Source organism: Clostridium moutaii (assembly GCF_041205085.1).
Classification (GTDB): domain Bacteria; phylum Bacillota; class Clostridia; order Clostridiales; family Clostridiaceae; genus Clostridium_B; species Clostridium_B moutaii.
The window spans coordinates 44,160-68,251 of the sequence record NZ_JBGEWD010000003.1; the positions used below are offsets into that span (position 1 = coordinate 44,160).

At 32.8% G+C, this 24,092-nt stretch carries 25 protein-coding genes and 1 pseudogene; 17 read left to right on the top strand and 9 right to left on the bottom strand.

Annotated features, from left to right (window positions below; all coding sequences use genetic code 11):
• Nucleotides 1-29 precede the first annotated feature (29 nt).
• Nucleotides 30-569 (bottom strand): DUF2953 domain-containing protein, encoded by a 540-nt coding sequence (locus AB8U03_RS04525; protein WP_369703363.1) that lies wholly within the window; start codon nucleotides 567-569, stop codon nucleotides 30-32.
• Nucleotides 570-732: 163 nt separating this feature from the next.
• Between AB8U03_RS04525 and AB8U03_RS04530 the strand changes: the two genes are divergently transcribed.
• Complete coding sequence (locus AB8U03_RS04530) at nucleotides 733-1,836, top strand: D-alanyl-D-alanine carboxypeptidase family protein (protein WP_369703364.1); 1,104 nt, start codon at nucleotides 733-735, stop codon at nucleotides 1,834-1,836.
• Between the two features lie 199 nt (nucleotides 1,837-2,035).
• Nucleotides 2,036-2,428 (top strand): annotated as a pseudogene (locus tag AB8U03_RS04535) (cell wall-binding repeat-containing protein); the annotation flags it as partial.
• A gap of 42 nt (nucleotides 2,429-2,470) precedes the next feature.
• Here AB8U03_RS04535 and AB8U03_RS04540 read toward each other — a convergent pair.
• The gene (locus AB8U03_RS04540; protein ID WP_369703365.1) at nucleotides 2,471-2,950 is read right to left on the bottom strand and encodes a hypothetical protein; all 480 of its coding nucleotides are present in this window, start codon (nucleotides 2,948-2,950) and stop codon (nucleotides 2,471-2,473) included.
• A gap of 284 nt (nucleotides 2,951-3,234) precedes the next feature.
• On the opposite strand from AB8U03_RS04540, the gene AB8U03_RS04545 reads away from it, so the two are divergent.
• The 7 genes from AB8U03_RS04545 (at nucleotide 3,235) to rnfB (ending at nucleotide 8,834) form a co-directional block, all read left to right on the top strand.
• Nucleotides 3,235-3,651: a SoxR reducing system RseC family protein gene (locus AB8U03_RS04545; protein WP_369703366.1), complete on the top strand. Its 417-nt coding sequence runs from the start codon at nucleotides 3,235-3,237 to the stop codon at nucleotides 3,649-3,651.
• Between the two features lie 140 nt (nucleotides 3,652-3,791).
• Entirely contained in the window at nucleotides 3,792-5,156 is a 1,365-nt protein-coding gene (rsxC, locus tag AB8U03_RS04550; protein WP_369703367.1) for an electron transport complex subunit RsxC, read from the top strand.
• A gap of 18 nt (nucleotides 5,157-5,174) precedes the next feature.
• Nucleotides 5,175-6,170 (top strand): RnfABCDGE type electron transport complex subunit D, encoded by a 996-nt coding sequence (locus AB8U03_RS04555; protein WP_369703368.1) that lies wholly within the window; start codon nucleotides 5,175-5,177, stop codon nucleotides 6,168-6,170.
• A 6-nt stretch (nucleotides 6,171-6,176) separates the two neighbouring features.
• Nucleotides 6,177-6,734, top strand: coding sequence for an RnfABCDGE type electron transport complex subunit G (locus tag AB8U03_RS04560; protein WP_369703369.1), 558 nt, complete (start codon nucleotides 6,177-6,179; stop codon nucleotides 6,732-6,734).
• Between the two features lie 2 nt (nucleotides 6,735-6,736).
• A complete protein-coding gene (gene rsxE / locus AB8U03_RS04565) occupies nucleotides 6,737-7,375 on the top strand; it encodes an electron transport complex subunit RsxE (protein ID WP_369703370.1) in 639 nt (212 codons plus the stop codon).
• The gene (locus AB8U03_RS04570; protein WP_369703371.1) at nucleotides 7,375-7,956 is read left to right on the top strand and encodes an electron transport complex protein RnfA; all 582 of its coding nucleotides are present in this window, start codon (nucleotides 7,375-7,377) and stop codon (nucleotides 7,954-7,956) included. The genes rsxE and AB8U03_RS04570 overlap by 1 nt, the downstream gene beginning before the upstream one ends.
• Before the next feature lie 17 nt (nucleotides 7,957-7,973).
• On the top strand, nucleotides 7,974-8,834 hold the full coding sequence (gene rnfB, locus AB8U03_RS04575) for an RnfABCDGE type electron transport complex subunit B (RefSeq protein ID WP_369703372.1): 861 nt from the start codon (nucleotides 7,974-7,976) through the stop codon (nucleotides 8,832-8,834).
• Between the two features lie 159 nt (nucleotides 8,835-8,993).
• Here the strand turns inward: rnfB and AB8U03_RS04580 are convergent, their stop codons facing one another.
• Together AB8U03_RS04580 and AB8U03_RS04585 are read right to left on the bottom strand one after the other, a co-directional pair.
• The gene (locus tag AB8U03_RS04580) at nucleotides 8,994-9,509 is read right to left on the bottom strand and encodes a Gx transporter family protein (protein WP_369703373.1); all 516 of its coding nucleotides are present in this window, start codon (nucleotides 9,507-9,509) and stop codon (nucleotides 8,994-8,996) included.
• Nucleotides 9,510-9,542: 33 nt separating this feature from the next.
• The gene (locus AB8U03_RS04585) at nucleotides 9,543-9,926 is read right to left on the bottom strand and encodes a NusG domain II-containing protein (RefSeq protein ID WP_369703374.1); all 384 of its coding nucleotides are present in this window, start codon (nucleotides 9,924-9,926) and stop codon (nucleotides 9,543-9,545) included.
• 213 nt (nucleotides 9,927-10,139) lie between these two features.
• Between AB8U03_RS04585 and AB8U03_RS04590 the strand changes: the two genes are divergently transcribed.
• Nucleotides 10,140-10,781, top strand: a complete 642-nt coding sequence (locus AB8U03_RS04590) for a lactate utilization protein (RefSeq protein WP_369703375.1) — start codon at nucleotides 10,140-10,142, stop codon at nucleotides 10,779-10,781.
• Between the two features lie 63 nt (nucleotides 10,782-10,844).
• Here AB8U03_RS04590 and AB8U03_RS04595 read toward each other — a convergent pair whose 3' ends face one another.
• The gene (locus AB8U03_RS04595) at nucleotides 10,845-11,504 is read right to left on the bottom strand and encodes a DUF4397 domain-containing protein (RefSeq protein ID WP_369703376.1); all 660 of its coding nucleotides are present in this window, start codon (nucleotides 11,502-11,504) and stop codon (nucleotides 10,845-10,847) included.
• Between the two features lie 91 nt (nucleotides 11,505-11,595).
• Nucleotides 11,596-12,075 carry a DUF4883 family protein gene (locus tag AB8U03_RS04600; RefSeq protein ID WP_369703377.1) on the bottom strand — a complete coding sequence of 160 codons (480 nt, stop codon included), beginning with the start codon at nucleotides 12,073-12,075 and terminating at the stop codon, nucleotides 11,596-11,598.
• Between the two features lie 127 nt (nucleotides 12,076-12,202).
• Here AB8U03_RS04600 and AB8U03_RS04605 point away from each other — a divergent pair, with 127 nt between their 5' ends.
• Nucleotides 12,203-13,027 carry a Cof-type HAD-IIB family hydrolase gene (locus tag AB8U03_RS04605; protein WP_369703378.1) on the top strand — a complete coding sequence of 275 codons (825 nt, stop codon included), beginning with the start codon at nucleotides 12,203-12,205 and terminating at the stop codon, nucleotides 13,025-13,027.
• An 11-nt stretch (nucleotides 13,028-13,038) separates the two neighbouring features.
• Here AB8U03_RS04605 and AB8U03_RS04610 read toward each other — a convergent pair whose 3' ends face one another.
• Nucleotides 13,039-13,491 carry a threonine/serine exporter family protein gene (locus tag AB8U03_RS04610; protein ID WP_369703379.1) on the bottom strand — a complete coding sequence of 151 codons (453 nt, stop codon included), beginning with the start codon at nucleotides 13,489-13,491 and terminating at the stop codon, nucleotides 13,039-13,041.
• 2 nt (nucleotides 13,492-13,493) lie between these two features.
• On the bottom strand, nucleotides 13,494-14,258 hold the full coding sequence (locus AB8U03_RS04615) for a threonine/serine exporter family protein (RefSeq protein ID WP_369703380.1): 765 nt from the start codon (nucleotides 14,256-14,258) through the stop codon (nucleotides 13,494-13,496).
• A 202-nt stretch (nucleotides 14,259-14,460) separates the two neighbouring features.
• Here AB8U03_RS04615 and glyA point away from each other — a divergent pair, with 202 nt between their 5' ends.
• From glyA to AB8U03_RS04635, 4 genes are all read left to right on the top strand, one after another.
• Nucleotides 14,461-15,696, top strand: coding sequence for a serine hydroxymethyltransferase (gene glyA / locus AB8U03_RS04620; RefSeq protein ID WP_369703381.1), 1,236 nt, complete (start codon nucleotides 14,461-14,463; stop codon nucleotides 15,694-15,696).
• Between the two features lie 128 nt (nucleotides 15,697-15,824).
• Nucleotides 15,825-16,061 carry a hypothetical protein gene (locus AB8U03_RS04625; RefSeq protein WP_369703382.1) on the top strand — a complete coding sequence of 79 codons (237 nt, stop codon included), beginning with the start codon at nucleotides 15,825-15,827 and terminating at the stop codon, nucleotides 16,059-16,061.
• Between the two features lie 264 nt (nucleotides 16,062-16,325).
• Entirely contained in the window at nucleotides 16,326-20,099 is a 3,774-nt protein-coding gene (locus tag AB8U03_RS04630) for a phosphoribosylformylglycinamidine synthase (RefSeq protein WP_369703383.1), read from the top strand.
• A gap of 190 nt (nucleotides 20,100-20,289) precedes the next feature.
• Nucleotides 20,290-21,159 carry a DegV family protein gene (locus tag AB8U03_RS04635; protein ID WP_369703384.1) on the top strand — a complete coding sequence of 290 codons (870 nt, stop codon included), beginning with the start codon at nucleotides 20,290-20,292 and terminating at the stop codon, nucleotides 21,157-21,159.
• Nucleotides 21,160-21,284: 125 nt separating this feature from the next.
• Here AB8U03_RS04635 and AB8U03_RS04640 read toward each other — a convergent pair whose 3' ends face one another.
• Entirely contained in the window at nucleotides 21,285-21,875 is a 591-nt protein-coding gene (locus AB8U03_RS04640; protein ID WP_369703551.1) for a TVP38/TMEM64 family protein, read from the bottom strand.
• A 364-nt stretch (nucleotides 21,876-22,239) separates the two neighbouring features.
• On the opposite strand from AB8U03_RS04640, the gene AB8U03_RS04645 reads away from it, so the two are divergent.
• Together AB8U03_RS04645 and hisG are read left to right on the top strand one after the other, a co-directional pair.
• The gene (locus AB8U03_RS04645) at nucleotides 22,240-23,469 is read left to right on the top strand and encodes an ATP phosphoribosyltransferase regulatory subunit (RefSeq protein WP_369703385.1); all 1,230 of its coding nucleotides are present in this window, start codon (nucleotides 22,240-22,242) and stop codon (nucleotides 23,467-23,469) included.
• The gene (gene hisG, locus AB8U03_RS04650) at nucleotides 23,432-24,091 is read left to right on the top strand and encodes an ATP phosphoribosyltransferase (protein WP_369703386.1); all 660 of its coding nucleotides are present in this window, start codon (nucleotides 23,432-23,434) and stop codon (nucleotides 24,089-24,091) included. Before AB8U03_RS04645 ends, hisG begins: the two co-directional genes overlap by 38 nt.
• Nucleotide 24,092: the final 1 nt, after the last annotated feature.

A 24,092-nucleotide genomic window follows, 5' to 3' on the forward strand; every position in this document is an offset into this window, starting at 1 on the left:
AACTCCTCCTTATAATTCTTAAATTAGTACTATGCAGAATTTCCTGATATTGATTTGTTTAATTTTTTAGATTGGTTCTTATAACTAGATAATTTTATATATACATAGATAATTTTGACTAAACTCATATAAATTATACTGTTTACTTCTAGTTTAAAATAAAAATTATTAAAATCAGGTTTTATATGGAAATTATATTGTTTTACAAGAAATATTTTATTCAGCTTATTAAAGAGAAATGCTTTTAATGATGACATGACGCCGTATATCAATGCTGTATATGCAGCATCATTAAGACCATAGGCGAATTTTATATTCACTTTAATAGGGGACTTCATCTTTATTTCTTTGAAATCCTGTGATCTAAGTTTATTTATAAAAAAGAACAATCCATTGTTTTTTGTGGAATTATTGGAAGAACGTTGATCTTTATTTAAATTAAATTTATGTTTAATGTTTAAATTGTAAATTTTAATAGTAAATTTTTTATCAGCATATCGTATTTTTATTTTTAAAGGTATTGGAAGAAATAAAATAACAATAAATATTAAAATAAGTGATATAACCATGAATTTATTCCTCCAATTTACAGTATCCCAATCTCTAATAAGTATTACCTTAATAGTAAATTATATACTAATTTAGAATAAGTTTTAATAGTAATATATTTATTTAAGGAAAAAATATTCATAATAGTATATTCAGTAGAGAAAGGGGTAATTTACAATAATTATGAGAACAAGAAAAATTTTTGTATATAGTATAATATTTTTTATTATTTTTAATATGTTTCCAAATAGGGCGCTGTCCCAGGATGAAGATAAATCTTTTCAAAAACCTAATATAGATGCGAGGTGCGCTGTAGCAGTAGATAGTAATTCCAAAATTCTGCTATATGAGAAAAATGCCTACGAGTTAGTTCCAATGGCAAGTACTACTAAAGTAATGACTACATTGGTGGCATTAAAATATGGCAAATTAGATAAAAAAATAAAAATTTCTTCTAAAGCTGCTGGTGTAAAGGGATCCACAGCAGGCTACAAGAGTGGAGAAGAAATAACTTTAAGAGAACTTTTATATGGACTCATGCTGAGATCGGGTAATGATGCAGCTGTGGCCATTGCAGAGGAAATAGGAGGCAGCATAGAAGGTTTTGCCAAACTTATGAATGAGTATGCCGGTGAAATTGGAATATTAAATACCCACTTTGAAACTCCCCACGGACTTGACAGAGAAGAACACTATTCCACCGCATATGATCTGGCTGTGGCTACTTCTGTAGCCAAGAAGAATCCGATATTCAGTGAAATTGTAAGTTCAAGAGATGTAGATGGGAAAGAAAAGGGATTTACCAGAAGTTATCACAATATAAATAAAATTCTCTGGGAAATTCCAGATGCAAATGGAGTTAAGACAGGGTATACGGGAAAGGCAGGAAAATGTCTGATAACTTCTGCGCCTATTCAGGGAAATGATGTCATAATAGTAGTTTTAAATTGTCCCAAGAGATGGAAAGAAACTGGTAGAATATATGAGTATGTAGACAAAAATTATAATTTCAAAAAATTATTTTCAAAAGGTGATATTGCTGCAGAGTTAAAAGTAAATAAAAAAGATTTAAAACTGAAATATGAAAATGATGTTATAATTCCCACAAAGAAAGAATGCAAATATGTGACGAAAATTATAAAACCTAAAAAAATAAACTATACAGTAAATAAAGGGGAGAGGATAGGTATGATCTGCATATATGAAGATGGCAAAATAATATATAAAAATTCATTAATAGCCTCTGATACTGTAAAGGTAAGAAGATTTTTGGACTGGACTTTTTAAAACCTGTCATTAATTTAAGGGCAGTCCCATTAGACATACAGGACATATTTCTGAGTTAATATTATGAAATATGTCTTTGTCTATCTATAAATCAGAACAAATGGACAAACTGTTAATAGAATGTTACAATATGTTTAAAAAAAATCGTATATAGACTAGAGGCGACAAACAATGAACAAAAAAACATAATACTTCCCTTAAAATAGCAAATGAATATGCAGGCGGTGACTTTAATAATGCGGTTATATCCTATGGATATAATTTTGCAGATGCACTGGCAGGCAGCACGTTGGCCAAAAAATTAGATTGCCCTATATTTTTAGTAAATGACATAAATGATAGTTTATTAACTTTAGCTACAATAAGAGATAATATGTTGATAGGATGTATACAAAATTTTATTGCAGACAATAAGATTAAAAATATATACTTTCTAGGAGGAAAAGCTGTTTTATCACAATATACCCTCAATAAAATAGCCCTTCCTGAAGAGTATGCCAGAGACTATCCTAAAATAATGAGGCTGAAAGAATTTAGATATTACAGGAATGGGGATGGCACGTCACTTGGAATTATGCCTCCAGGAGTTTAACCGCCGTTTAATTGATGAATTTTACAGTAGAGGGAGTAATATTTAACGGCAGTAAAATAGATTTTCTTTTTTGGAATCTTCCATTAAGCTAAATCTTTTTACAGGCCCAAAAGTATTATTTCGTATATTTTCAAGTATGTTTTTCAAAAATTTATCACTGAATTTAATTTGAGAATCCACAGTTAATTCTCCATGCATTATATAATCCATATGCTCAGGAACATTGCTCAATACATAAGTGGGGAACAGATGACTTATAGCTTTGTTTGTAAGAGCATATTCATATATGGAGGCATCTATAATAATGCCATTGTAGATATTAAAACAGTGGGCAAAACTTCTGCTGTAATTTTCGCTTATGTGTATACGTATTATGCCATGTATAGCAGGAACGTCCATGTCTACATATTTGCACAATTGACATATGAGAGATGATATTAAAGGTCCGCTGTTTAAGAGCATGTATTTTCCCATACAGTATTCACATATATTTTTTAAAAAGATCTTCTTAGAATTTTTCATGAATTTACCTTCCTAATGGTTACTTTTTTAAAATATCTACTTATAAATTTTTGAATTTTATAATATTATAAATATATTATAATGTGTTTTTAAAAAAAATACCATAGTGGGTAAAAAAAGAAGGCCAATATTGTAAACAATATATTTTGCTCAAAATTAGTACAGTTATAAAAAAAATAATAATACAGAGCAAATTTGTGATTTTTATGGTATAATATTATAAACGGAATAATGGGAGGTAGACATTGTGAAAACGCTAACAAGTGAGCAAGGAGATGTCAAAAATGAAAAAGGTATCAGAAGGTGTCGTAATTGAAATAGGACAAGATTTTGCTAAAATTAGGGCAAGTAAACATGGAGATTGTAAAAGCTGTGGATTGTGTGCAGGCGAGAATGCAACCATAGTGGATGCAAAAAATCCTGTTGGAGCCAAGCCTGGACAGCATGTTATCTTTGAAGTAAAAGAGAGAAATATGTTAAAAGCCGCTTTTATTGTATATATTTTGCCACTTATTGCAATCTTTATAGGCGCACTATTGGGAACATGGATAGGAAATCGTATTGGATATTCTGAAAGAGCATTTCAAATAGGAGGCGGGGCAGTACTTTTTATTATATCATTATTGTATATAAAAATATTTGATAAATCTACAAGTAGAAATGATGCTATGAAACCTGTTATTAAACGTGTTTTATTTTAATGATGTTTGATTTTTGATATATTTACTGGAGCATAAAGATATATAGCAAATTATGAAGTATAAAATTCGTAATTTGCTATATAAGCTATTTTTATAAATAATATTTTCACATTAAAAAATATTGAAAGAGGTGTTAAAGAGTGTTAAAAAGTTTTCGAGGTGGAGTGCACCCTAATGATAGTAAAAAGTATACAGCCAATAAGCCTATAGAAAAAGCACCTGTGCCTGACAAGGTGTATATACCTGTAAGGCAACATATTGGGGCACCTACATCTCCTATAGTAAAAAAGGGAGATGAAGTAAAAAAGGGGCAGCTTATTGCAAAGAGTGATGCTTTTGTTTCAGCCAATGTGCATTCATCTGTTTCTGGAAAAGTTGTAGATGTGACTGAATATCCACATCCGTCTTTTGGAAAATGTTTATCCATAGTCATTGAAAATGACGGAAAGGATGAATGGGTGGAAGGTATACCAATTTCACGTAATTGGAGTGACTTAACTGAAAAAGACATAATAGGCATAATAAGAGAAGCAGGTATTGTAGGAATGGGAGGAGCAACTTTCCCAGTCCATGTAAAGCTTTCACCACCGCCAAATAAGAATATAGATGTTTTTATTTTGAATGGGGCTGAATGCGAACCTTATTTAACTTCCGACTATAGATCAATGCTGGAATATGCTGATAGAATAGTATCAGGTGTTAAAATTATTATGAAGGTTTTGAAAGTGGAAAAAGGATTTGTGGGTATTGAGGATAATAAAAAAGATGCTATTGAAAATATGAAAAAGGCTTTTCAGGGAACTAATGTACAAGTTGTTGGTCTTCCAACTAAATATCCTCAAGGTGCTGAAAAAATGCTTATAAATGTTTTAACAGGTAGGGAAGTACCATCAGGAGGTCTTCCTATGGATGTGGGAGCAGTTGTCCAAAATGCAGGTACATGTATTGCAGTAAGTGACGCTGTAGAAAGAGGCATTCCTCTTATACAGAGAATTACAACTGTAAGTGGAGGTGCTGTAAAGGAACCTAAAAACCTATTGGTAAGAGTGGGAACCACATTTAAAGATGTTATTGATTTTTGTGGGGGTTTTAAAGAAACTCCTGTTAAGGTACTTTCAGGTGGACCTATGATGGGAATGGCTGAGTCAAATCTTGACGTACCTATAATAAAAGGAGTTTCAGGAATACTTGCACTTACTAAAAATGATGTAAATACCGGAGTGGAATCAGCCTGCATAAGATGTGGCCGATGTTTAAAAGCCTGTCCTATGGGATTGAATCCTAGTATGTTGAGTATTCTTGGACAAAATAATTTATATGAAGAAGCCAAAGAAGACTATAATCTTTTAGACTGCGTAGAATGTGGAAGCTGTGTATATACATGTCCTGCTAAACGAAATATTGTACAATACATTAAATATCTAAAATCTGAAAATGCAGCTGCAGCAGCTAGGGAAAAGGCTAAGGCAGCTAAGGAGAAAGAGAAAGAAAAAGTTTTAAAATAATAAGGGAGTGATTTAAAGATGGCGGAAACACAAATAAAGAAAGATGTTCTTACGGTTTCAGCATCACCGCATATTCGCTGTGATGAATCTATTTCTAAAATAATGTGGAGTGTTAATTTAGCCTTGACCCCAGCTGCAATTTTTGGCATATATCATTTTGGACTACCGGCCTTAAAGGTAATTGTAACTGGAATAGTTTCTGCTGTAGTTACAGAATACTTTGTTCAGAAGGTTAGAAAAAAACCTGTAACTATTTCAGATGGAAGTGCCTTTTTAACAGGATTTTTGTTGGCTATGTGTTTGCCACCAGATATTCCAGCTTATATGGTGGCTGTAGGATCTTTTGTGGCAGTAGCTATAGCTAAACATTCCATGGGAGGCCTTGGTTACAACATATTTAATCCTGCTCATATTGGAAGGGCGGTACTTATGGCTTCATGGCCTGTAGCCATGACTACCTGGTCAAAATTGACTGCCAGTGGTGTAGATGTAGTAACCACTGCCACACCTCTTGGAATTTTAAAATTGGACGGCTACTCAAAATTGGTTGAAACTTTTGGCGGCACAGGAGCACTTTATAAAGCATTATTTTTGGGAACACGTAATGGTAGTATAGGTGAAACTTCTACTATATTGCTTGTTTTAGGAGGAATTTTTCTTATATATAAACGATATATAAATTGGGAGATTCCTATAGTGATGATAGGCACTGTAGGAATACTTACATGGGCTTTTGGAGGAAATGCAGGATTTTTTACAGGAGATCCTATTTTTCATATGATGGCAGGCGGACTTGTAATTGGAGCTTTTTTTATGGCAACGGATATGGTAACTGTTCCTATGACCAATAAAGGGCAGATTATTTTTGCTCTAGGTGCAGGGGCGCTTACTTCGCTTATAAGGTTAAAAGGCGGATATCCTGAAGGAGTATGTTATTCCATATTGCTTATGAATGCAGTTACCCCTCTAATAGATAAATTTACACAACCTGTTAAATTTGGCGCAAGGAGGTAGGTTTTTATGGCTAACGATAAAGATAAAAGTAATATTTTCGCAATTACTAAGAATTTGACTATTACATGTTTTATATCCGGAATTATATTGGCTGGTATTTATTATGTGACAGCACCGGTGGCAGCACAAAAACAGGTTCAAATAAAAAATGATACTATGAAGGTTTTAGTTAGTAATGCAGATAACTTTAAGGCTGTAAGCGGTAAGAAAGATTGGTATTCGGCTCAAAAGGGGAATAAGACAATTGCTTATGTAGTACCTGCTGTAACCAAAGGATATGGTGGAGATATAAATATGCTGGTAGCAGTTACTCCAGATGGAAAAGTCATAGACTTTAATATTATATCCCACAATGAAACTCCAGGGCTTGGAGCTAATGCTTCCCAGGATTCCTTTAGAGGACAGTTCAAAGATAAAAAATCTGATGATTTGACAGTTACAAAAGATAAATCCAATAAGAAAAATATCCAGGCTATGACTGGAGCTACAATTACCTCAAGAGCTGTAACTAAAGGGGTTAAAGAAGCAGTTCAACAGGTTACTACGTTTACGGGAGGTAAGTAGATATGAAGTTATGGAATGTATTTAAAAAAGGATTAATTGCAGAAAATCCTATATTTGTTCTAGCCCTTAGTTTATGTCCGGCACTGGCTACTACCAGCACAGCTTTAAACGGACTTACAATGGGACTTTGTGTTTTATTTGTTATAACCTGTAATAATACTGTAGTGTCTATAATTAAAAATGTTGTAAATCCTAAGGTTCGTGTACCTGTGTACATTACCTGTATAGCAACAATAGTTACAGCAGTTGAGCTTATAATGCAGGCCTATGCACCCTTACTTTATAAACAGCTAGGTATTTATCTGGCACTTGTAGTTGTATTTGCCATAATACTTGCCCGTGCAGAAGTGTTCGCATCTAAAAATCCAGTAATACCATCTTTCCTTGATGGACTCGGCATGGGATGTGGGTTTACGCTGGCACTTCTTGTAATAGGTATAATACGTGAATTATTTGGTTCTGGTACCATATTTGGTATACATGTAATGTGGGCTTCCTATAATCCGATGATGATTATGATTCTTCCTCCGGGAGCATTTATACTTATAGGCTATTTGGTTGCTATAGTAAAAGTTTATAACCAACATGTAGAAGAAATTAAAATCGCCAAACTAGAAAAGGCAAATGGAGGTGAAGTATAATGGCTGCTTATTTTACTCTTTTTATAAGTGCGGTAATTGTAAATAATTATGTTTTGACAAGATTTCTGGGTCTTTGTATATTCTTTGGAGTTTCTAAAAACTTAAATGCTTCAGTGGGTATGGGTATGGCCGTTACTTCTGTTATAACATTGAGTTCAATGCTTGCATGGGTAGTATATCATTTTGTGCTTGTACCTTTTAATCTAACATTTTTAAGAACAGTTGTATTTGTACTTCTTATAGCAAGTTTCGTACAACTTTTGGAAACTATTATTAAAAAGCAGGCTCCTGCATTGTATAATATGTGGGGAATATATCTTCTTTTAATAGCTACAAACTGTATTGTACTTGCTGTGCCTCTTTTAAATGCTGATTCCAACTTTAATTTTTTAGAAAGTGTAGTTAATTCTATAGGATCTGGGTTAGGATTTGCCATGGCTATAATTTTAATGGCAAGCCTTAGGGAAAAATTGAGATTAGCAGATGTACCTAAACCGTTGGAAGGGCTTGGAGTAGCTTTTATACTGGCTGGAATGTTAGCCCTGTCATTCTTGGGCTTTTCAGGTATGATTTCTCTATAGAAAGGAGATTATGATATATGTATACTGCAATTATGGTCGTAATCGTAATGACTATTATAGGTTGTGTGTTTGGACTTGTTTTAGCTTACGTAAACAAGAGGTTTGCTATGGAAGTAAATCCACTTGTAGAACTTGTAGAAGATATACTTCCTAAAGGACAATGTGGAGGCTGTGGATTTGCAGGATGTAAAGCTTATGCAGAAGCAGTTGTGCTAGACGAGAGCGTTCCTCCAAATCTTTGTGTCCCGGGTAAAGCAGCAGTTGCAGAACAAGTGGCAAAGCTAACTGGTAAATCTGCTCCAGCTATTGAACCTAGAGTTGCCCATGTAAGATGTGGTGGTGATTGTACAAAATCAGTTAGAAAATATGACTATAAAGGAATAAAAGACTGCACTGCGGCAAATTTACTTCAGGGAGGACCTAAAGCCTGTCAGTATGGATGCCTGGGTTTTGGAACTTGTGTAAAGAGTTGTCCTTTTGGTGCTATGGCTATGGGATCAAAGGGTCTGCCAATAATTGATATGGAAAAATGTACAGGTTGTGGAACTTGTGCCAGCGCATGTCCAAAACAAGTAATTGGATTCAGACCTGTGGGTTCAAAGGTTATGGTTAACTGTAATTCCAAGGATAAGGGTGGAGCTGTACGTAAAGCATGCAGCGTAGGATGTCTTGGCTGTGGTCTGTGTGTGAAAAACTGTCCACATGGTGCCCTTAAGGTTGAGAACAATTTAGCAGTAGTAATAGATCATCATATTTGCACAGAAAAATGCAGCGAGGCTACTTGTCTAGCTAAATGTCCTACAGGGGCTATTAAGGCTGTTGTAAGCGGCATAGACTTACAGGAACAGAGCAAAAAAGAAGCTGCAGCAAATGTATAATATTGTTTATGAAAAAAATTAAACTATAAAAGAGGTTGTCTCAAAATAAATTTTGAGACAACCTCTTTTGAGTTAAGAACTAACAGCGAATAGTGAATGAGGATTTTCGGTATTCACTGAAAATCGGCCATAACTCTTAATTATAGGTATGTACAAAATCTAATCGTTTAAATTTTTGAACATAGGGATTTTATACAAGTTATTAATTAAGAACTTGGTACACCATCCTATAAAGTATCCAGTAATTATGGCGGAGATCAAAAGCACAGGCAGATAAACGTATATTCTAAAATCCTGGATTATAATGGAGGCTACTAGTAATTGTCCAATATTGTGGAATATTGATCCGCATATGCTTATGGTAGATAGGCTAAGAGAATTTCTGAAATATTTGTATAAGATAATCATCACTATATTGCTTAGGATTCCTCCTGCTATACTGAACAAAAAAGCTGACATTGTTCCACCGAACATTGAGCCTAGGAGTGTTCTTAAGAACATTACGGTTAGGGCCTCTTTCCAGCCGAGAAGTATTAATGTGGCCAGGGAAACTGTATTTGCAAGCCCAAGCTTTATTCCTGGAAATAAAACAGGAATTTGAGACTCTATTATATATATAACTAAAGCTATACCAACTAGAAAACTTAAGAAAACCATTTTTTTTACTTTACTCATACTTGCACCTTTGCTTCTAAATTCATATGGATTTTAACTTGAAAGTTCATCATATTTTGAGTTGTTTCCCTGTATATTAATTATAAGTTTGTGGGGAAGACACACAATGCTTCCACCAGGTTCTGATATCCAACCAGTTTTTACGCAGATTTTGTCAGGGCAATCTGCATCTACTATTCGTATTTTACCTTTTTCAACTTCTACTAAATTAAAATGAGAGGTATCGTACTTTATTCTAAACTGTTGTTTACCCTTTACTTTATCTAAATCTATGGTATTTATGATTTTGCCATCCTGTTTTATTACTGCTATTTTATGATAACCTTTAACATATAGTTTGTATGAAAAAACTCCAATGAAACTTGATATTATTAGAATCAATATTGCTATTGCAGCTATTTTATCACCTTTTTTCATTTTATTTCTCCTCGTATTTATATAATTATACCAAATTAACGTAACAATCTTCTTATAATTTTACTATAACAAAAGATTATTTACAATGTTTTTACAGTGGAATTTCAAGCCAAGATAAGGTGACTAGTCAGAACTTTGTGATATAATATATATTGGTAATGTGAAGATTTAGGAGTAAAATCCTATTTGAATTTTAATATAGGGGGTAATATTATGGATGAAAATGCGAAATGGGTAGTTGCCCAGAGGGTTAAGAAGACTATGGAAAATTTAGAAAGAAACAATATGGAAGCTTATTTTGTAGATAGCAAGAAAGAAGTTATAGACAAGCTTAGCGAAATCTTAAAAGAGGGGGACACGGTTTCTGTGGGAGGATCCATGTCTCTTTTTGAAACAGGTGTAATTGATTTTTTAAGAAATGGAAATTATAAGTTTTTAGACAGATATGCTAAAGATTTAAAACCTGAAGGCATAAAAGAGATTTTTAGAAAGAGTTTTTTAGCGGATGATTATATAGTAAGTACAAATGCCTTAACTGAAGATGGAGAACTTTATAATGTAGATGGAAATGGAAATAGAGTGGCTGCCATGTTGTACGGACCTGATAAGGTAATAGTAATTGCAGGTGTAAATAAAATTGTATCAAGTTTACATGAAGCTGTAAATAGAGTTAAATATTGTTCAGCGCCTGCAAACGTTAAAAGATTAAATGCGGACAATCCATGTGCTAAATTGGGGTATTGCGTGGATTGCAGCAGCAGCGGCAGAATATGTAATGAATATACATTGATAAAAAGACAGAACCACAAAGGTAGGATAAAAGTCATAATAGTAAATCAGGAATTGGGATATTGATTTTATTGCAGGGACCTGTATTTTCAAACAGGTCCCTTTAAAAATGAAGTGCTTTATATGAAGTTAAAATTCAAGATAACTGTTGCCGTCAAGAGGAATTAATGCTTGAATTTCAGGAGAACTTGATAAGTTCCCCACGGAATATATGCTATAAAATCTATTAGGAGCTAATCGCACATTAGGTACATGGAGAACCCTGTTATGAGAGTGAGAAGTGTTGATTTCCATAGTATATACGCCAGGTGTCATAGGTATATATTGAGTGACTTCTTTATAAGATACATTTGGGAAAAGTATATTTCCATTGGATAATCCCAGATCTAGACTGGAAGAATCAGAAGTTAGGTTTACAAATCTTATAAGTGCTCTATTGGGGATTTTAGGACGGCGTATATCTTCTATAGGTAATAGATTTATATTTGGGTAATTGTCTACAGCAGCAATAGTAAATATTTTTTCAGCTGGTATGAATAAGCTTTTGTCTATAATTGGATTTTCAGCACTTCCGGTTGGAAATACTCTTATGTTGTAAGTCCCATGAGGTATATTTACATAATCGGAAAAGGATTTATAGGCTAGATTTTTAAATAGTAGACGTTCATTTAAATATACATCTACTGCAGGAGAATTGGGGCTGGCGTTTAAAAACCTTATATAGGAAACAGGATTGATTTCAGGCATTCTATAAGAACATCTATATGCAAAATAAGGACAAATGAACATTTCGCTCACCTTTCATTACATTTATACATTTATAATATATGTATATTGATACAGCTGTGATACAATAATATAAAATTTAAAAATAATAGATTTAATAATTCTTAAAAATGTATTTACCCAGATAGTATAGGTTTAAAGATATTGGAATTTTACTCATATCTATATAGTCCATAGGATAATTCCCATCCCAGGGATAAATGGACAGATATTTTTCATTATATACGTTTATAATCAGTTTTTCCTTATTAAAGGTAAAAGTGATTTTATAGGCAGTTCTATTGGGAAGATCTTTTGGCCTATCTATAAAATTATTTTTTTTAAGAATCTTCAGCATGCTTTTTATATCTGAAATATTTTTTTCTTTTAAATCTGTTTCATCATGAAAATTACTTTCTTCTATAATACATTTTTTAGGGGAAGATAAAGCTAAATTCTGGGCAAGTAAATTTGTATAATAAAAATTATTTGGTTTCTTGTAAGAAAGTATTGTATTATCTAATTTATAATTACATGCTATAAAAGAAAAGATAATAATTAATATGGTACTTAAAAGTGGGAAAAGTTTTTTCATCATATCACCTTCTATAGAGTATTATAAATAAAATTTATGTTTTTAATTTAAAGTTTATACCTTGCAACAGGATAATTATTTAAATACAATAACTGCAAAAATAAAGTATAAAATTGGAGTGTTATATATGAATTATAAAATTATTGCCATGGATATGGACGGTACGCTGTTAAATGATGAAAAATTTATATCTGCATACAATAAAGAGATGATACTCAGGGCAAGCAAGTTAGGGGTAAAATTTGTAATGTCCACGGGAAGATTGCCTGAATCATTGAAATTTTACTCTCACCCATTGTTTGAAAACCAACCTATGATATGCTGTAATGGGGCTCTCGTATTAGATGAAAATAAAGATATCATTAAGTCTACCCCCATGGATAAAAGTGAAGTTTTAAAAGTTATAGACATTTTAAGAGAAGAAAAAGATACTTATTATCATTTTTATGATGACAACGTACTTTATTGTGAACAATTTAAATACTCCACAGAGAAATTTTATAAATTTAATAGAAAAATAGATAAAAAATTTAGAATGGAGATAAGAATTATACCGGACTCTAAAAAGCTTATAAAAGATACTAGGGATAATATAAACAAGTTAGTAGTGGTGGATCCCGATGTAAATTATCTAACAAGATTGAGAAGAAAAATAGATGATATTCCTAAAATAGGCACAACAAAATCAAGTATTAACAATATTGAAATAATTAATAAAGAAGTTTCCAAGGGAAATGGATTGAAAATTTTAGCAGATTACTATAAAGTATCTGCCAGTGAATGTATAGCTGTGGGAAATGATGAAAATGATGAAAGTATGATTAAAATTGCAGGACTTGGAGTAGCTGTAAACAACGCACGTCAAATATTGAAAACATCTGCAGACTATATTACAGAAAATGATAATAATAATGGTGCCATAGGAGAAGTTATAAAAAAATTTATTTTATAGTATATGGCTTATTAAATCTGCTTATGTTTAAAGAATTTCCTGTTAAAAAGCACAGATGCTTTGAATACTGAGGATATGAAAAATATGCCTACAGCTATGGAGCCTGCAATAGCTAGTGTTTTAAAAGCAATAGAAAGAGACTGATTTATATTGCCCTGTACATATTGCAGCATGGCGTTATACATACTCCCTCCTGGAACCAATGGTATAATTGCACCTATGATAAAAGTGGTAACTGGAGTTTTTAGAATCCGGGCCATTATTTCAGAATAAGTGGATGCAAATACTGAAGCTATAAAAAAGCATAGTATACTGGAGAAACCTATATAGTGAGAAGAAACTAGATACAAAAACCATGTCATGCCGCCGCCTAAGGATGAGAATATCAAATTTTTTCCACGTACATTGCCAATTATGCCAAAACATAAAGTGGCAATTAAAATATATATAGAGTTTATTATCATAATCAATTTCCCCCCAGAACAATCCATAATCGCATTATAACTCCTGTGCCTACTGCAATGGCAATGGCTACTAAAAATGCTTCAATTCCCCTTGAAATACCGGATATCAAATCACCGGCTATGGTATCTCTTATGGCATTAGTTATTGAAAGACCAGGTACCAAAAGCATAATGGAACTTATTATTATAGTATCAGTATGAGAACCTATATTAAAATGGACGCTCATCAGTGCTATTAAAGTGGTAAGGGCACCACATACTATATTTATAAAAAAATCATTTGCCTGAAGAAGACTTAAAGATTTAGAGGTAAGACTCAGAATGCATCCTATGGCAAATGACACTGCAAAGTCCTTTAGGTTGCCCCCAAATACAAGAGAAAAGAAAGCTACAGCTATTCCAGAAAATAATATAACTGTCTTTGTGTCGTATGGTTTAGAATGTTGTATTTTGGATAATTTATTTTCCATTTCATCCAAAGTGTAGGCCTCATCCTTTATATGTCTTGAAATATTATTCACCTGAGATATCTTTTCTAAGTTTAAAGTTCTCTGTTTTACTCTTTTTATAACTGATATGGTTTGACCATATTCATCTGAAGCAGAGATTATAATTATGTTTAAAGTTACAAATGCATCTATGTTAGCTATATTATAATTATTGCTCATTCTAATTATGGTTTCTTCCACTCTGTATATTTCAGCACCACTTTCCAGCATTATTTTTCCTGCATAGGCAGCTAAATTAACTATTCTGTTAATATCCATATTTGATCTCCCTATATTAAAATAAATCACTAAATTATTATATCATACACATTTGCTACAGGAAATATTAAAAATATTTTGATATGCTTGTGTAAATTCAAGTTATAAAGTAATATATTAGTAATGTTAAATAGGTTCAGTATAGTTTATTTATCAAATAAAATACTGGGTACAAAATAATTTTAAAGGGAGTGAGTAATGAATGGATTTTAGTGAATTAAAAAATGGGGACAAGGCTGTTTATGAAATAATTAGAGAGGAAGAATATAGACAGGAAAATGGCATAGAGCTCATTGCTTCAGAGAATTTTACCAGTAAGGCTGTAATGGAGGCAATGGGTTCTTTTTTAACTAATAAGTATGCAGAAGGATATCCTGGAAAAAGATATTATGGAGGATGTTACGTAGTAGATAAAGTTGAGAATTTGGCAAGAGATAGAATGAAAGAACTTTTTGGAGGAGAACATATAAATGTACAGCCTCACTCAGGCTCTCAGGCAAATATGGCAGTTTACATGTCAGTTTTAAAGCCTGGAGATACAGTTCTTGGCATGAGTCTAAGTGATGGAGGTCATTTAACTCATGGAAGCAAGGTAAGTTTTTCAGGGAAATTATATAATTTTATTCCCTATGGATTAAATATTGATACAGAGAGGATTGACTATCATCAGATTAGAGAACTGGCACTTAAACATAAACCCAGGATGATAGTTTCAGGGGCAAGTGCCTATTCAAGAGAAATAGACTTTAAAAGAATAAAAGATATATGTGATGAAGTTGGAGCCTATATGATGGTAGATATGGCCCATATTGCAGGACTGGTTGCAACAGGAAAACATATTTCGCCTGTACCCTATGCGGATTTTGTTACTACTACTACACATAAGACATTAAGAGGACCTAGGGGAGGGGCTATAATATGCAAAGAAAAATATGGAGCTGCTCTTGATAAGACCATATTCCCAGGTATACAGGGAGGACCTTTGATGCATGTTATTGCAGGTAAGGCAGTCTGCTTTGGTGAGGCATTGACAGATGAGTATAAACAGTATATAGATCAAGTAGTTAAAAATGCTAAGGTTTTAGCAGAAGAACTTGCAAGGTGCGGGTTCAGAATTGTAAGCGGAGGAACGGACAACCACCTTATTTTAGTGGATCTTACTGATAAAAACATTACAGGAAAAGATCTAGAGGAACTTTTGGATACTGTAAATATAACTGTAAATAAAAACGCAATACCTTTTGATAAATTGGGGCCAAATACTACAAGTGGAATTAGAGTAGGTACGCCCGCAGTGACTACCAGAGGTTTTAAAGAACAGGAAATGAAAAAAATAGCTTATTTTATAAATACAGCTGTAGAAAACAGACATAAGGATTTGTCTGAACTTAAAGAAGAGGTAGTTGATTTATGTAATAAATTTCCCCTGTATAAGTAATTAAAAAAATAATATATATTACCAATTAAACTGTCCACATATTTGTGGACAGTATTTTTTTTAAAATGATGATATTTCAAGGTCTTTATGCATACAATTTATTAAAAATATAGCGAGGTTGGTTTTATATGATAAAAAAAGGAAGTCTAATTGAAGTGGAAAACATGTGTTTTTTCAATAACAAAAAAGCAGTGAAGATATTTTTAAGAGGCATTAATTTAAAGGATTGTGAACAAGGCGATGAGACAAAAATCATTATGAGTACAGGACATATAGTCAGTGGAATAGTTCCTGAAAGAAAATATTCTTATAATAGCTCCCGGGCGTTAGGTAGAAACGTAAAGGAAATACTTTATATCAAGTGATCCTAGGGTGCGGTGGAGTTCTGCCCGTTTCGTACCGCATCTTGGAGGAACTTATCAGGGGAACGGTAGCAGTGCTCATTATCCACCGCTTTACAAAGTTGGGTGTTAGCAATGGTAGGCAGTCATAGGGGATAGAAATTAAATAACATTGAGTTTTATATATATTATTCACAAAGGCATATATCTGTGGTATAATATCTACGAATAATTTTTATAAAAACACTATAAACGTTCGAAAAAAATAAGAAACAAGGGGAGAGTACAATGAGTGTTAGAAGGCTGTTTGCAGAGAAAAAAAGAGGATTTGACATAGAAGCCCAGGGACTTTTTAAAGATCTTAAAGAAAGTCTTAATATTCACGGATTGGAGAATATAAGGATAGTAAACCGTTATGACATGGAAGGTATCAATGACGGGGAATATGAAAAATCAAAATACATAATATTTTCCGAAAAAACTGTAGACAAAATATATGAAGAAGATTTACCTATGGATGATAATACAAGAGTTTTTGCTGTAGAATATCTTCCGGGACAATATGATCAAAGAGCTGATTCTGCATCCCAGTGTATTCAAATATTAACCCAGAGCGATAAAATCCGTGTTATATCTTCAAAAGTATATATTATCTATGGCGATATATCCAATGAAGAATTTTTGAAAATAAAAAATTATTGTATAAACCCGGTGGATTCAAGGGAAGCTTCTCTTGAAAAAGTAAATTGTCTAAATGAAAAATTGGATGTACCAGATAGTGTGGAAATATTAGATGAATTTATAGGAATGAGCAGGAGTGATTTGAAGGAATTCATAAATTTAAAAGGTCTGGCCATGAGCCTTGAGGATCTGATTTTTTGCCAGAGATATTTTAAAGAAGAGGAGAGAAGAAATCCAACTATAACTGAAATTAAAGTAATAGATACCTATTGGTCTGATCATTGTAGGCACACTACTTTCACTACTGAGTTAAATACTGTATCCATTGAAGAAGGAAAACTTTCCCTCCCTATAAAAAAAGCTTATGAATATTATTTAAGATCAAGGGATGAAATATATAAGAAAACTAAAAAACCAAAGTGTCTTATGGACATAGCCACCATTGGAATGAAGAAGCTTAAGAAAAGTGGAAAATTAAAGGATTTAGATGAATCAGAGGAGATAAATGCCTGCAGTATAGTTGTAGATGCAGATATAAATGATAAAACCGAAAAATGGCTGGTGATGTTTAAAAATGAAACACACAATCACCCAACTGAGATTGAACCTTTTGGTGGAGCGGCAACTTGTCTTGGAGGGGCAATACGTGATCCACTGTCAGGCAGGTCTTATGTTTATCAGGCAATGAGGGTTACAGGAAGCGGAGATCCAAGAGTTAAAGTAGAAAATACTTTAAAGGGGAAATTACCCCAGAAAAAGATAACTATAGGGGCAGCACAGGGATATAGCTCCTATGGAAATCAAATAGGTCTTGCAACGGGAATGGTTTCTGAAATATACGATGAAAATTATGTGGCAAAGAGAATGGAGATAGGAGCTGTTATAGGCGCAGCACCTCTTGAAAATGTAAAGAGGGAAGAACCAGATGTATCTGATGTAATAATACTTTTAGGAGGAAAGACCGGAAGAGACGGATGTGGTGGAGCAACGGGATCTTCTAAAAAACATACAGAAACTTCAATATTGACTTCAGGAGCTGAGGTTCAGAAAGGTAATCCGGTTACTGAAAGAAAAATACAAAGATTGTTCAGAAAAGAAAAGGTCAGTAAAATTATTAAAAGATGTAATGATTTTGGAGCTGGAGGTGTTTCTGTAGCTATAGGAGAGCTTACTGAAGGACTTGAAATAAACCTGGATTTAGTTCCCAAAAAGTATGAGGGACTGGATGGAACCGAACTTGCAATATCCGAGTCTCAGGAACGTATGGCAGTGGTTGTATCAAAGAAAGATGAGGAAAGTTTTATAAAATATGCCAGAGAAGAAAATTTAGAAGCCACTAAAGTAGCAGATGTTACAGAAGATAAAAGATTGAGGATGTTCTGGAAGAAAAACTGTATTGTAGATCTAAGCAGAAAATTTTTAGACACCAACGGAGTGAGAGCAAAAATAGATGTTAAGGTGAAATGTCCAGAGGATAATGACTATTTTAAAAGCAACAGAGAAGGCAAAAGTATGGATGGTGAACATATTGTAAAGTCATGGATTGAAATGTTGCGGGACTTAAATGTATGCAGCCAAAAAGGATTGGTGGAGAGATTTGACAGTACAATAGGTGCTTCTACCGTATTTATGCCATTTGGAGGGAAATATCAGGATACGCCTATAGAATCTATGGCCGCAAAATTACCAGTTTTAAATGGGGACACCAACACAGCTACAGTGATGAGTTTTGGATATAATCCGGGTATAGCAAAATGGAGTCCTTTTCATGGCGCAGTATATGCAGTATTGGAATCTGTATCTAAAATTGCAGCTTCAGGTGGAGAGTTAGATAATATAAAATTGACTTTTCAAGAGTATTTTGAAAGACTGGAAAGGGATCCTTTCAAATGGGGAAAACCTCTTTCAGCATTACTTGGTGCGTTATATGCCCAGGAAAAACTTCAGATAGCAGCTATAGGCGGAAAAGACAGCATGTCTGGAAGCTTTAAGGATATGAATGTACCGCCGGCACTGGTTTCATTCGCAGTTACCACAGGAGAAGCAGATAAACTTATATCTCCCGAGTTTAAGGGATATGGAAATTATGTAATACTTATACCGGCACTTAGAAATAATTTTCAACTCCCGGATTTTCCAAAGATAAAGGAAAATTACAGAATTATAAACTGTATGATAAAAGAGGGTAAAATATTGTCTGCCCATACTGTAGGAAAAGGTGGAATATGTGAAGCTGTAAGTAAAATGAGTTTTGGAAATAGAATCGGTTTAAAATTTGTAGATGACATAAGCAAATTACATCTGTTTTCACCAGATTATGGTTCTATAATAGTAGAAGTAGATTCTGAGAAAGATTTTAAAGAATATTTCAAGGAAATTGATTATGTGGTTATGGGAACTACTCAAAAAGAAGAATCTATAGATATAGCTGGAGTTAAAATATCTATTTTAGATATGGAAAACTCATGGAAGGAAAGTCTGGAGAATGTTTTCCCAACACAGGCTTATGTGGAAGATAAAAAAATAAAATTGAATTATTTCAATAAGAAGTCTAAAATTTCTCCAATTGTAAAAACTGTTTCTCCAAAAGTAATTATTCCTGTATTCCCGGGAACTAATTGTGAATATGATTCAGCAAGAGCTTTTAAGAAGGCAGGAGCAGAAGTGGAAACTGTCATAATTAGAAATTTAAGACGGAATGAGATAGAAGAGTCTGTAGATGCTGTGGTAAATGGGATAAATTCATCTCAAATAATTATGATCCCTGGGGGATTCAGCGCAGGGGATGAGCCAGATGGTTCTGGAAAATTTATTGCTGCATTTTTTAGAAATCCGAAAATAGAAGATGCTGTAATGAAATTTTTAAATAACAGGGACGGATTGATACTTGGAATATGCAATGGGTTCCAGGCACTTATAAAATTGGGACTTCTACCTTTTGGAGAAATAAGAGATATAGAGGAATGTTATCCAACCCTTACCTACAATAAAATAGGAAGACATGTGTCACGTATAGTGAATACTAAAATAATTTCTGATTTGTCTCCTTGGTTTAATAATGTGTCCGTAGGTGATATGCATTCTATAGCAGTTTCTCATGGAGAGGGAAGATTTATGGCAGGTGATGCTGTAATGGAAGAGTTGAAAAACAAAGGCCAGATAGCAACTCAATATGTAGATTTTAATGGAGAACCATCCTATGACATAAGGTTTAATCCCAACGGATCCTATTATGCTGTAGAGGGAATAACCAGTCCGGATGGAAGAATACTTGGTAAAATGGCTCATTCAGAAAGAATTGGAAAGAATATTATGAAAAATATTCCAGGCAGCAAGGATCAGAAATTATTTAGTGCAGGAGTTGATTATTTTAGAATTTAGAAGGCTTCAGTGTATTTATTGTAACCCCCTAGTAAGTATGGCAAATAAATGGTATTTTTGTTATAATAACATTAAGATATTTATGCTATTATTTGTTTATAATATATTAATTTGTGAAGTTGACAAAGTATTGTATAATGTTTACTATAGTGCTTAAAATTAATCCTATTTTACGTTGGGGGAGATGCTCATGACGAAACCTATAATTATGACTGATGCAGGATGTGATTTGCCAGGAAGCTTTATATTAGAAAACAATATTCCATTTTTGGGTTTGATATGTCACTTTAAAGGTAAAGATTATGAAGATGATTTTGGAAAATCCTTAAGTTATGAAGAATTTTACAACGGTTTAAGAAATGGAGAAATGCCATATACATCCCAGATAAATGAATATAGATTTACTGAAAAATTTAAAAAATTATTAGAAGAAAAAAGACCGATAATATATATTGGAATGTCTTCGGCTGTAAGTGGTACCTTTAACAGTTCAAAACTGGCGAGAGAAGCAGTAATCAACGAATTTAAGGATGCAGATATAACCGTAATAGACAGCAAGGACGCTTCTATAGGGCTTGGACTTTTAGTATATTTTGCTTATAAAATGGCAAAAGAAGGCCGAAGCAGAGATGAAATTGTCAAGTGGTTAAATGAGAACAAACTAAAGGTAAATCATTGGTTCATGGTGGAAGATTTAAAACATTTAAAAAGAGGTGGGAGGATATCTTCATCCAAGGCAGTTATAGGAACTCTTTTAGATGTAAAGCCAATTATATATATTTCTCAGGATGGATCCCTTAAAAATATGGCTAATGTGAGGGGAAGAAGAAAAGGTATTAAATATTTAGTAGATAGATTCAGGGAAAGGGCAATAAGTACTGAGAATCAGGTAATAGGTATTTCTCACGGTGATTGTTTGGAAGATGCAAATTTATTGAAAAAAATAATGGAAAAAGAATTTCACAATAACAAGTTTATTATAAATACTTTGGGGCTTGGAATGGCTACTCATTGTGGAAATGGAATGCTTGCACTTTGCTTTTTAGGAAATGAAAGATAGTTATTTTATTAAATGGATAATATAAACCTGTTATGTTGGCGGGTATCTTATTTATGATGAAATGGGAAAGCTGCCAAATAAAAAAGCATCAGCTTCAATTTAGCTGGTGTTTTTTTCGCTTTATATTATTTATTTTTATCATTCCACATCTTTTTTAATAAAACAGCTAGGGTAGTTACTGCAAATAAAAGTAATAATCCAATTACTAAAGTTTTAACCGTACCTGTCAGCATTTCTCCTATATAAGAATAGACAATGGCAGCAGGAAGTTGTCCTAGTCCAGTTGCTATGAAAAAAGGCCAAAATCCCATAGAAGTTAAACCAGCTGCATAACTCACTATGTCAAAGGATATGAAAGGCAATAATCTGGCAATTAATATAGCATATTTACCGTAATTTTTGAAAAATTCATCTGCTTTTTTTATAGAAGTTTTAGATGTAAGTTTCTCAACTATATCTCTGCCTAAAAATCTGGCTATGTAAAAACAAAGAGCTGCCCCTGCCATAGCACTTGACCAAGATAAAATGGCACCTTTTATCCATCCAAATAATCCTGCATTGGCAAAAGTTATTATAAATGCGGGTAAAGGGGCAATTATTGATTGAAGTATCATTAAAAAAAATGATATTATTGGTGCAAGTACACCAAAACTTAAAATATAATTTTTAACTGAAACTACATCTATATTTTTTAATACATCAATGGATTTATTAATTCCTTGTCTTAAGGGGGGGATGAATAAATACAAACATGTTATTATTAAAATTAATAATATTTTTCCCTTAGCTCTCTTAAATAATTCTTTTATGAAAATTCACTCCTTACTTATAAATGAATGACTTATTATAGTACAAATATAATATATATGCATATCATCTTCAAGCAAAATAGAAAAACAAAATGTTGCACATTTATAATATAAATATGATTAATAGAATAAAATGAACCTATAAATTTTTGCTATATATTTTTTATTTGGGTTGCTATTTTATAAATTAACTGGTAAAATAACAATAATGATTAATTTATCACTGTATTGAATTAAAGCATTAGCATGATAAAATAAGGAAGTGACTTCTGTGACAAATTGGAAAAAGTATATACCTGATGGAACAAAGGATATTCTATTTGAGGAATGCAGAAAAAAAGTAGATATAGAAAATATATTGAGAAAAACTTATGTCTGCGGTGGATTTATGGAGGTAAAATCTCCAACTTTAGAATTTTATGATACATTTAATGGGAAAAATTCGATATTGCCTCAGGAAAAAATATATAAATTAATTGATAATCAAGGAAGAATTTTAGCATTGAGAGCTGATATGACTACGCCCATCGCGAGAATCGCAGGGACAAAATTAAAAGAGGCTGTTCATCCACTTAGATTATGTTATAACTCAAATGTATACAGGGCAAATGAGAGCTTAAATGGAAAAAATAGCGAGATAACCCAGTCAGGTATTGAAGTTATAGGATCAGATAACATCACTGCAGATGCAGAGGTTATAATAACTGGAATAATATCTTTATTAAATTGTGGGCTTAAAAATTTCAAAATAGAAATTGGTCATGCTAAACTTTTTAAAGCACTGGTAGATGATTTGGATATAAACCTTGAAGAGAAGGAAAAATTGAGGAAAAGTATAGACAGTAAAAATTTTACAGCATTAAATGAAATATTATATGTAAACAAGAACAAATTTAATGATAATTCCTTTGATATTTTAAATGAACTGCCCAAGTTGTTTGGAGGAATTGAGGTAATTGAAAAAGCATCTGCTCTTACAAATAATAAAAGTGCTTTAAGATATTTAGATAATATCAGGGAAGTGTATGAAATTGTAAAAAGTATAGGGCTTCAGGATTATTTATCTGTGGATCTGGGCATGGTTTATCATATAGATTATTATACTGGAATAATATTCAGGGGATACACCCACGGTTTTGGAGGAAATATACTGAGCGGGGGAAGATATGATAATTTAGTGGGCCAATTTGGAGATGAACAACCAGCTACAGGTTTTGCTATAGATGTAGATGGAATAATTGTTGCTCTTAAATACAGTGAAAGATTTTATGGCGGTGTAAGTGAAAAAGTACTTTTATATTATGATAAGAAAAATTTTGTGGAAGCTTATAAAAAGGCACAAATTCTTAGAAATCGTGGAATAATTGCGGAGATGAGTCTTTTTGATAGTGAAAAAGAAGCAAGAGAATATGCTGACAAAAAAAATATGAAATTTATTAAAATAGGAGAATGGAGAAATTTAGATGGTGAATGTGAAGAGAATAAGGATAGCTTTAACTAAAGGAAGAATTGAAAAAGAAGCAGTGAACATATTTCAGAGAGCGCACATAGATTGCAGTGAAATTGTGAATAAAGGCAGAAAACTTATATTTCATAATTTGAAAGACAATATAGATTTTGTACTGGTGAAGGCTCCAGATGTACTTACTTATGTTGAGCACGGAGTAGTGGATATAGGAATAGTGGGAAAGGATACCCTCCTTGAACAAAATAAAAACTTTTATGAGGTTTTGGATTTGGGATTTGGATGTTGTAAATTTTCACTGGCGGGACCTGAAAACTCTGATTTTTATTCCGGTTACAATAGAAAAAAAATTGCAACAAAATATCCCAATGTAGCCAGGGATTATTTTAGAAAATTGGGACAAGATGTTGAAATCATAAAAATAGAAGGCTCTGTAGAGCTAGCACCTATACTGGGGCTGGCAGATGCCATAGTGGATATAGTTGAAACAGGTAATACACTAAAAGAAAATGGGCTTGTTATCTATCGTGATATATGTAATATAAGTGCAAGAATGGTAGTTAATGTAGCTAGTATGAAGATGAAAAAAAATGAAATAGAGACAATAATAGATAGAGTTCAAATGCAAATTAATGAAAAGGAAAAAGTTGTAAGCTAGG

Excerpts from the sequence above, each read along its gene's own strand:
- AB8U03_RS04525 (WP_369703363.1), bottom strand. The coding sequence starts at position 569 with ATGGTTATATCACTTATTTTAATATTTATTGTTATTTTATTTCTTCCA.
- AB8U03_RS04530 (WP_369703364.1), top strand. The coding sequence starts at position 733 with ATGAGAACAAGAAAAATTTTTGTATATAGTATAATATTTTTTATTATT.
- AB8U03_RS04540 (WP_369703365.1), bottom strand. The coding sequence starts at position 2,950 with ATGAAAAATTCTAAGAAGATCTTTTTAAAAAATATATGTGAATACTGT.
- AB8U03_RS04545 (WP_369703366.1), top strand. The coding sequence starts at position 3,235 with ATGAAAAAGGTATCAGAAGGTGTCGTAATTGAAATAGGACAAGATTTT.
- AB8U03_RS04555 (WP_369703368.1), top strand. The coding sequence starts at position 5,175 with ATGGCGGAAACACAAATAAAGAAAGATGTTCTTACGGTTTCAGCATCA.
- AB8U03_RS04560 (WP_369703369.1), top strand. The coding sequence starts at position 6,177 with ATGGCTAACGATAAAGATAAAAGTAATATTTTCGCAATTACTAAGAAT.
- rsxE (WP_369703370.1), top strand. The coding sequence starts at position 6,737 with ATGAAGTTATGGAATGTATTTAAAAAAGGATTAATTGCAGAAAATCCT.
- AB8U03_RS04570 (WP_369703371.1), top strand. The coding sequence starts at position 7,375 with ATGGCTGCTTATTTTACTCTTTTTATAAGTGCGGTAATTGTAAATAAT.
- rnfB (WP_369703372.1), top strand. The coding sequence starts at position 7,974 with ATGTATACTGCAATTATGGTCGTAATCGTAATGACTATTATAGGTTGT.
- AB8U03_RS04580 (WP_369703373.1), bottom strand. The coding sequence starts at position 9,509 with ATGAGTAAAGTAAAAAAAATGGTTTTCTTAAGTTTTCTAGTTGGTATA.
- AB8U03_RS04585 (WP_369703374.1), bottom strand. The coding sequence starts at position 9,926 with ATGAAAAAAGGTGATAAAATAGCTGCAATAGCAATATTGATTCTAATA.
- AB8U03_RS04590 (WP_369703375.1), top strand. The coding sequence starts at position 10,140 with ATGGATGAAAATGCGAAATGGGTAGTTGCCCAGAGGGTTAAGAAGACT.
- AB8U03_RS04595 (WP_369703376.1), bottom strand. The coding sequence starts at position 11,504 with ATGTTCATTTGTCCTTATTTTGCATATAGATGTTCTTATAGAATGCCT.
- AB8U03_RS04600 (WP_369703377.1), bottom strand. The coding sequence starts at position 12,075 with ATGAAAAAACTTTTCCCACTTTTAAGTACCATATTAATTATTATCTTT.
- AB8U03_RS04605 (WP_369703378.1), top strand. The coding sequence starts at position 12,203 with ATGAATTATAAAATTATTGCCATGGATATGGACGGTACGCTGTTAAAT.
- AB8U03_RS04610 (WP_369703379.1), bottom strand. The coding sequence starts at position 13,491 with ATGATAATAAACTCTATATATATTTTAATTGCCACTTTATGTTTTGGC.
- AB8U03_RS04615 (WP_369703380.1), bottom strand. The coding sequence starts at position 14,258 with ATGGATATTAACAGAATAGTTAATTTAGCTGCCTATGCAGGAAAAATA.
- glyA (WP_369703381.1), top strand. The coding sequence starts at position 14,461 with ATGGATTTTAGTGAATTAAAAAATGGGGACAAGGCTGTTTATGAAATA.
- AB8U03_RS04625 (WP_369703382.1), top strand. The coding sequence starts at position 15,825 with ATGATAAAAAAAGGAAGTCTAATTGAAGTGGAAAACATGTGTTTTTTC.
- AB8U03_RS04630 (WP_369703383.1), top strand. The coding sequence starts at position 16,326 with ATGAGTGTTAGAAGGCTGTTTGCAGAGAAAAAAAGAGGATTTGACATA.
- AB8U03_RS04635 (WP_369703384.1), top strand. The coding sequence starts at position 20,290 with ATGACGAAACCTATAATTATGACTGATGCAGGATGTGATTTGCCAGGA.
- hisG (WP_369703386.1), top strand. The coding sequence starts at position 23,432 with ATGGTGAATGTGAAGAGAATAAGGATAGCTTTAACTAAAGGAAGAATT.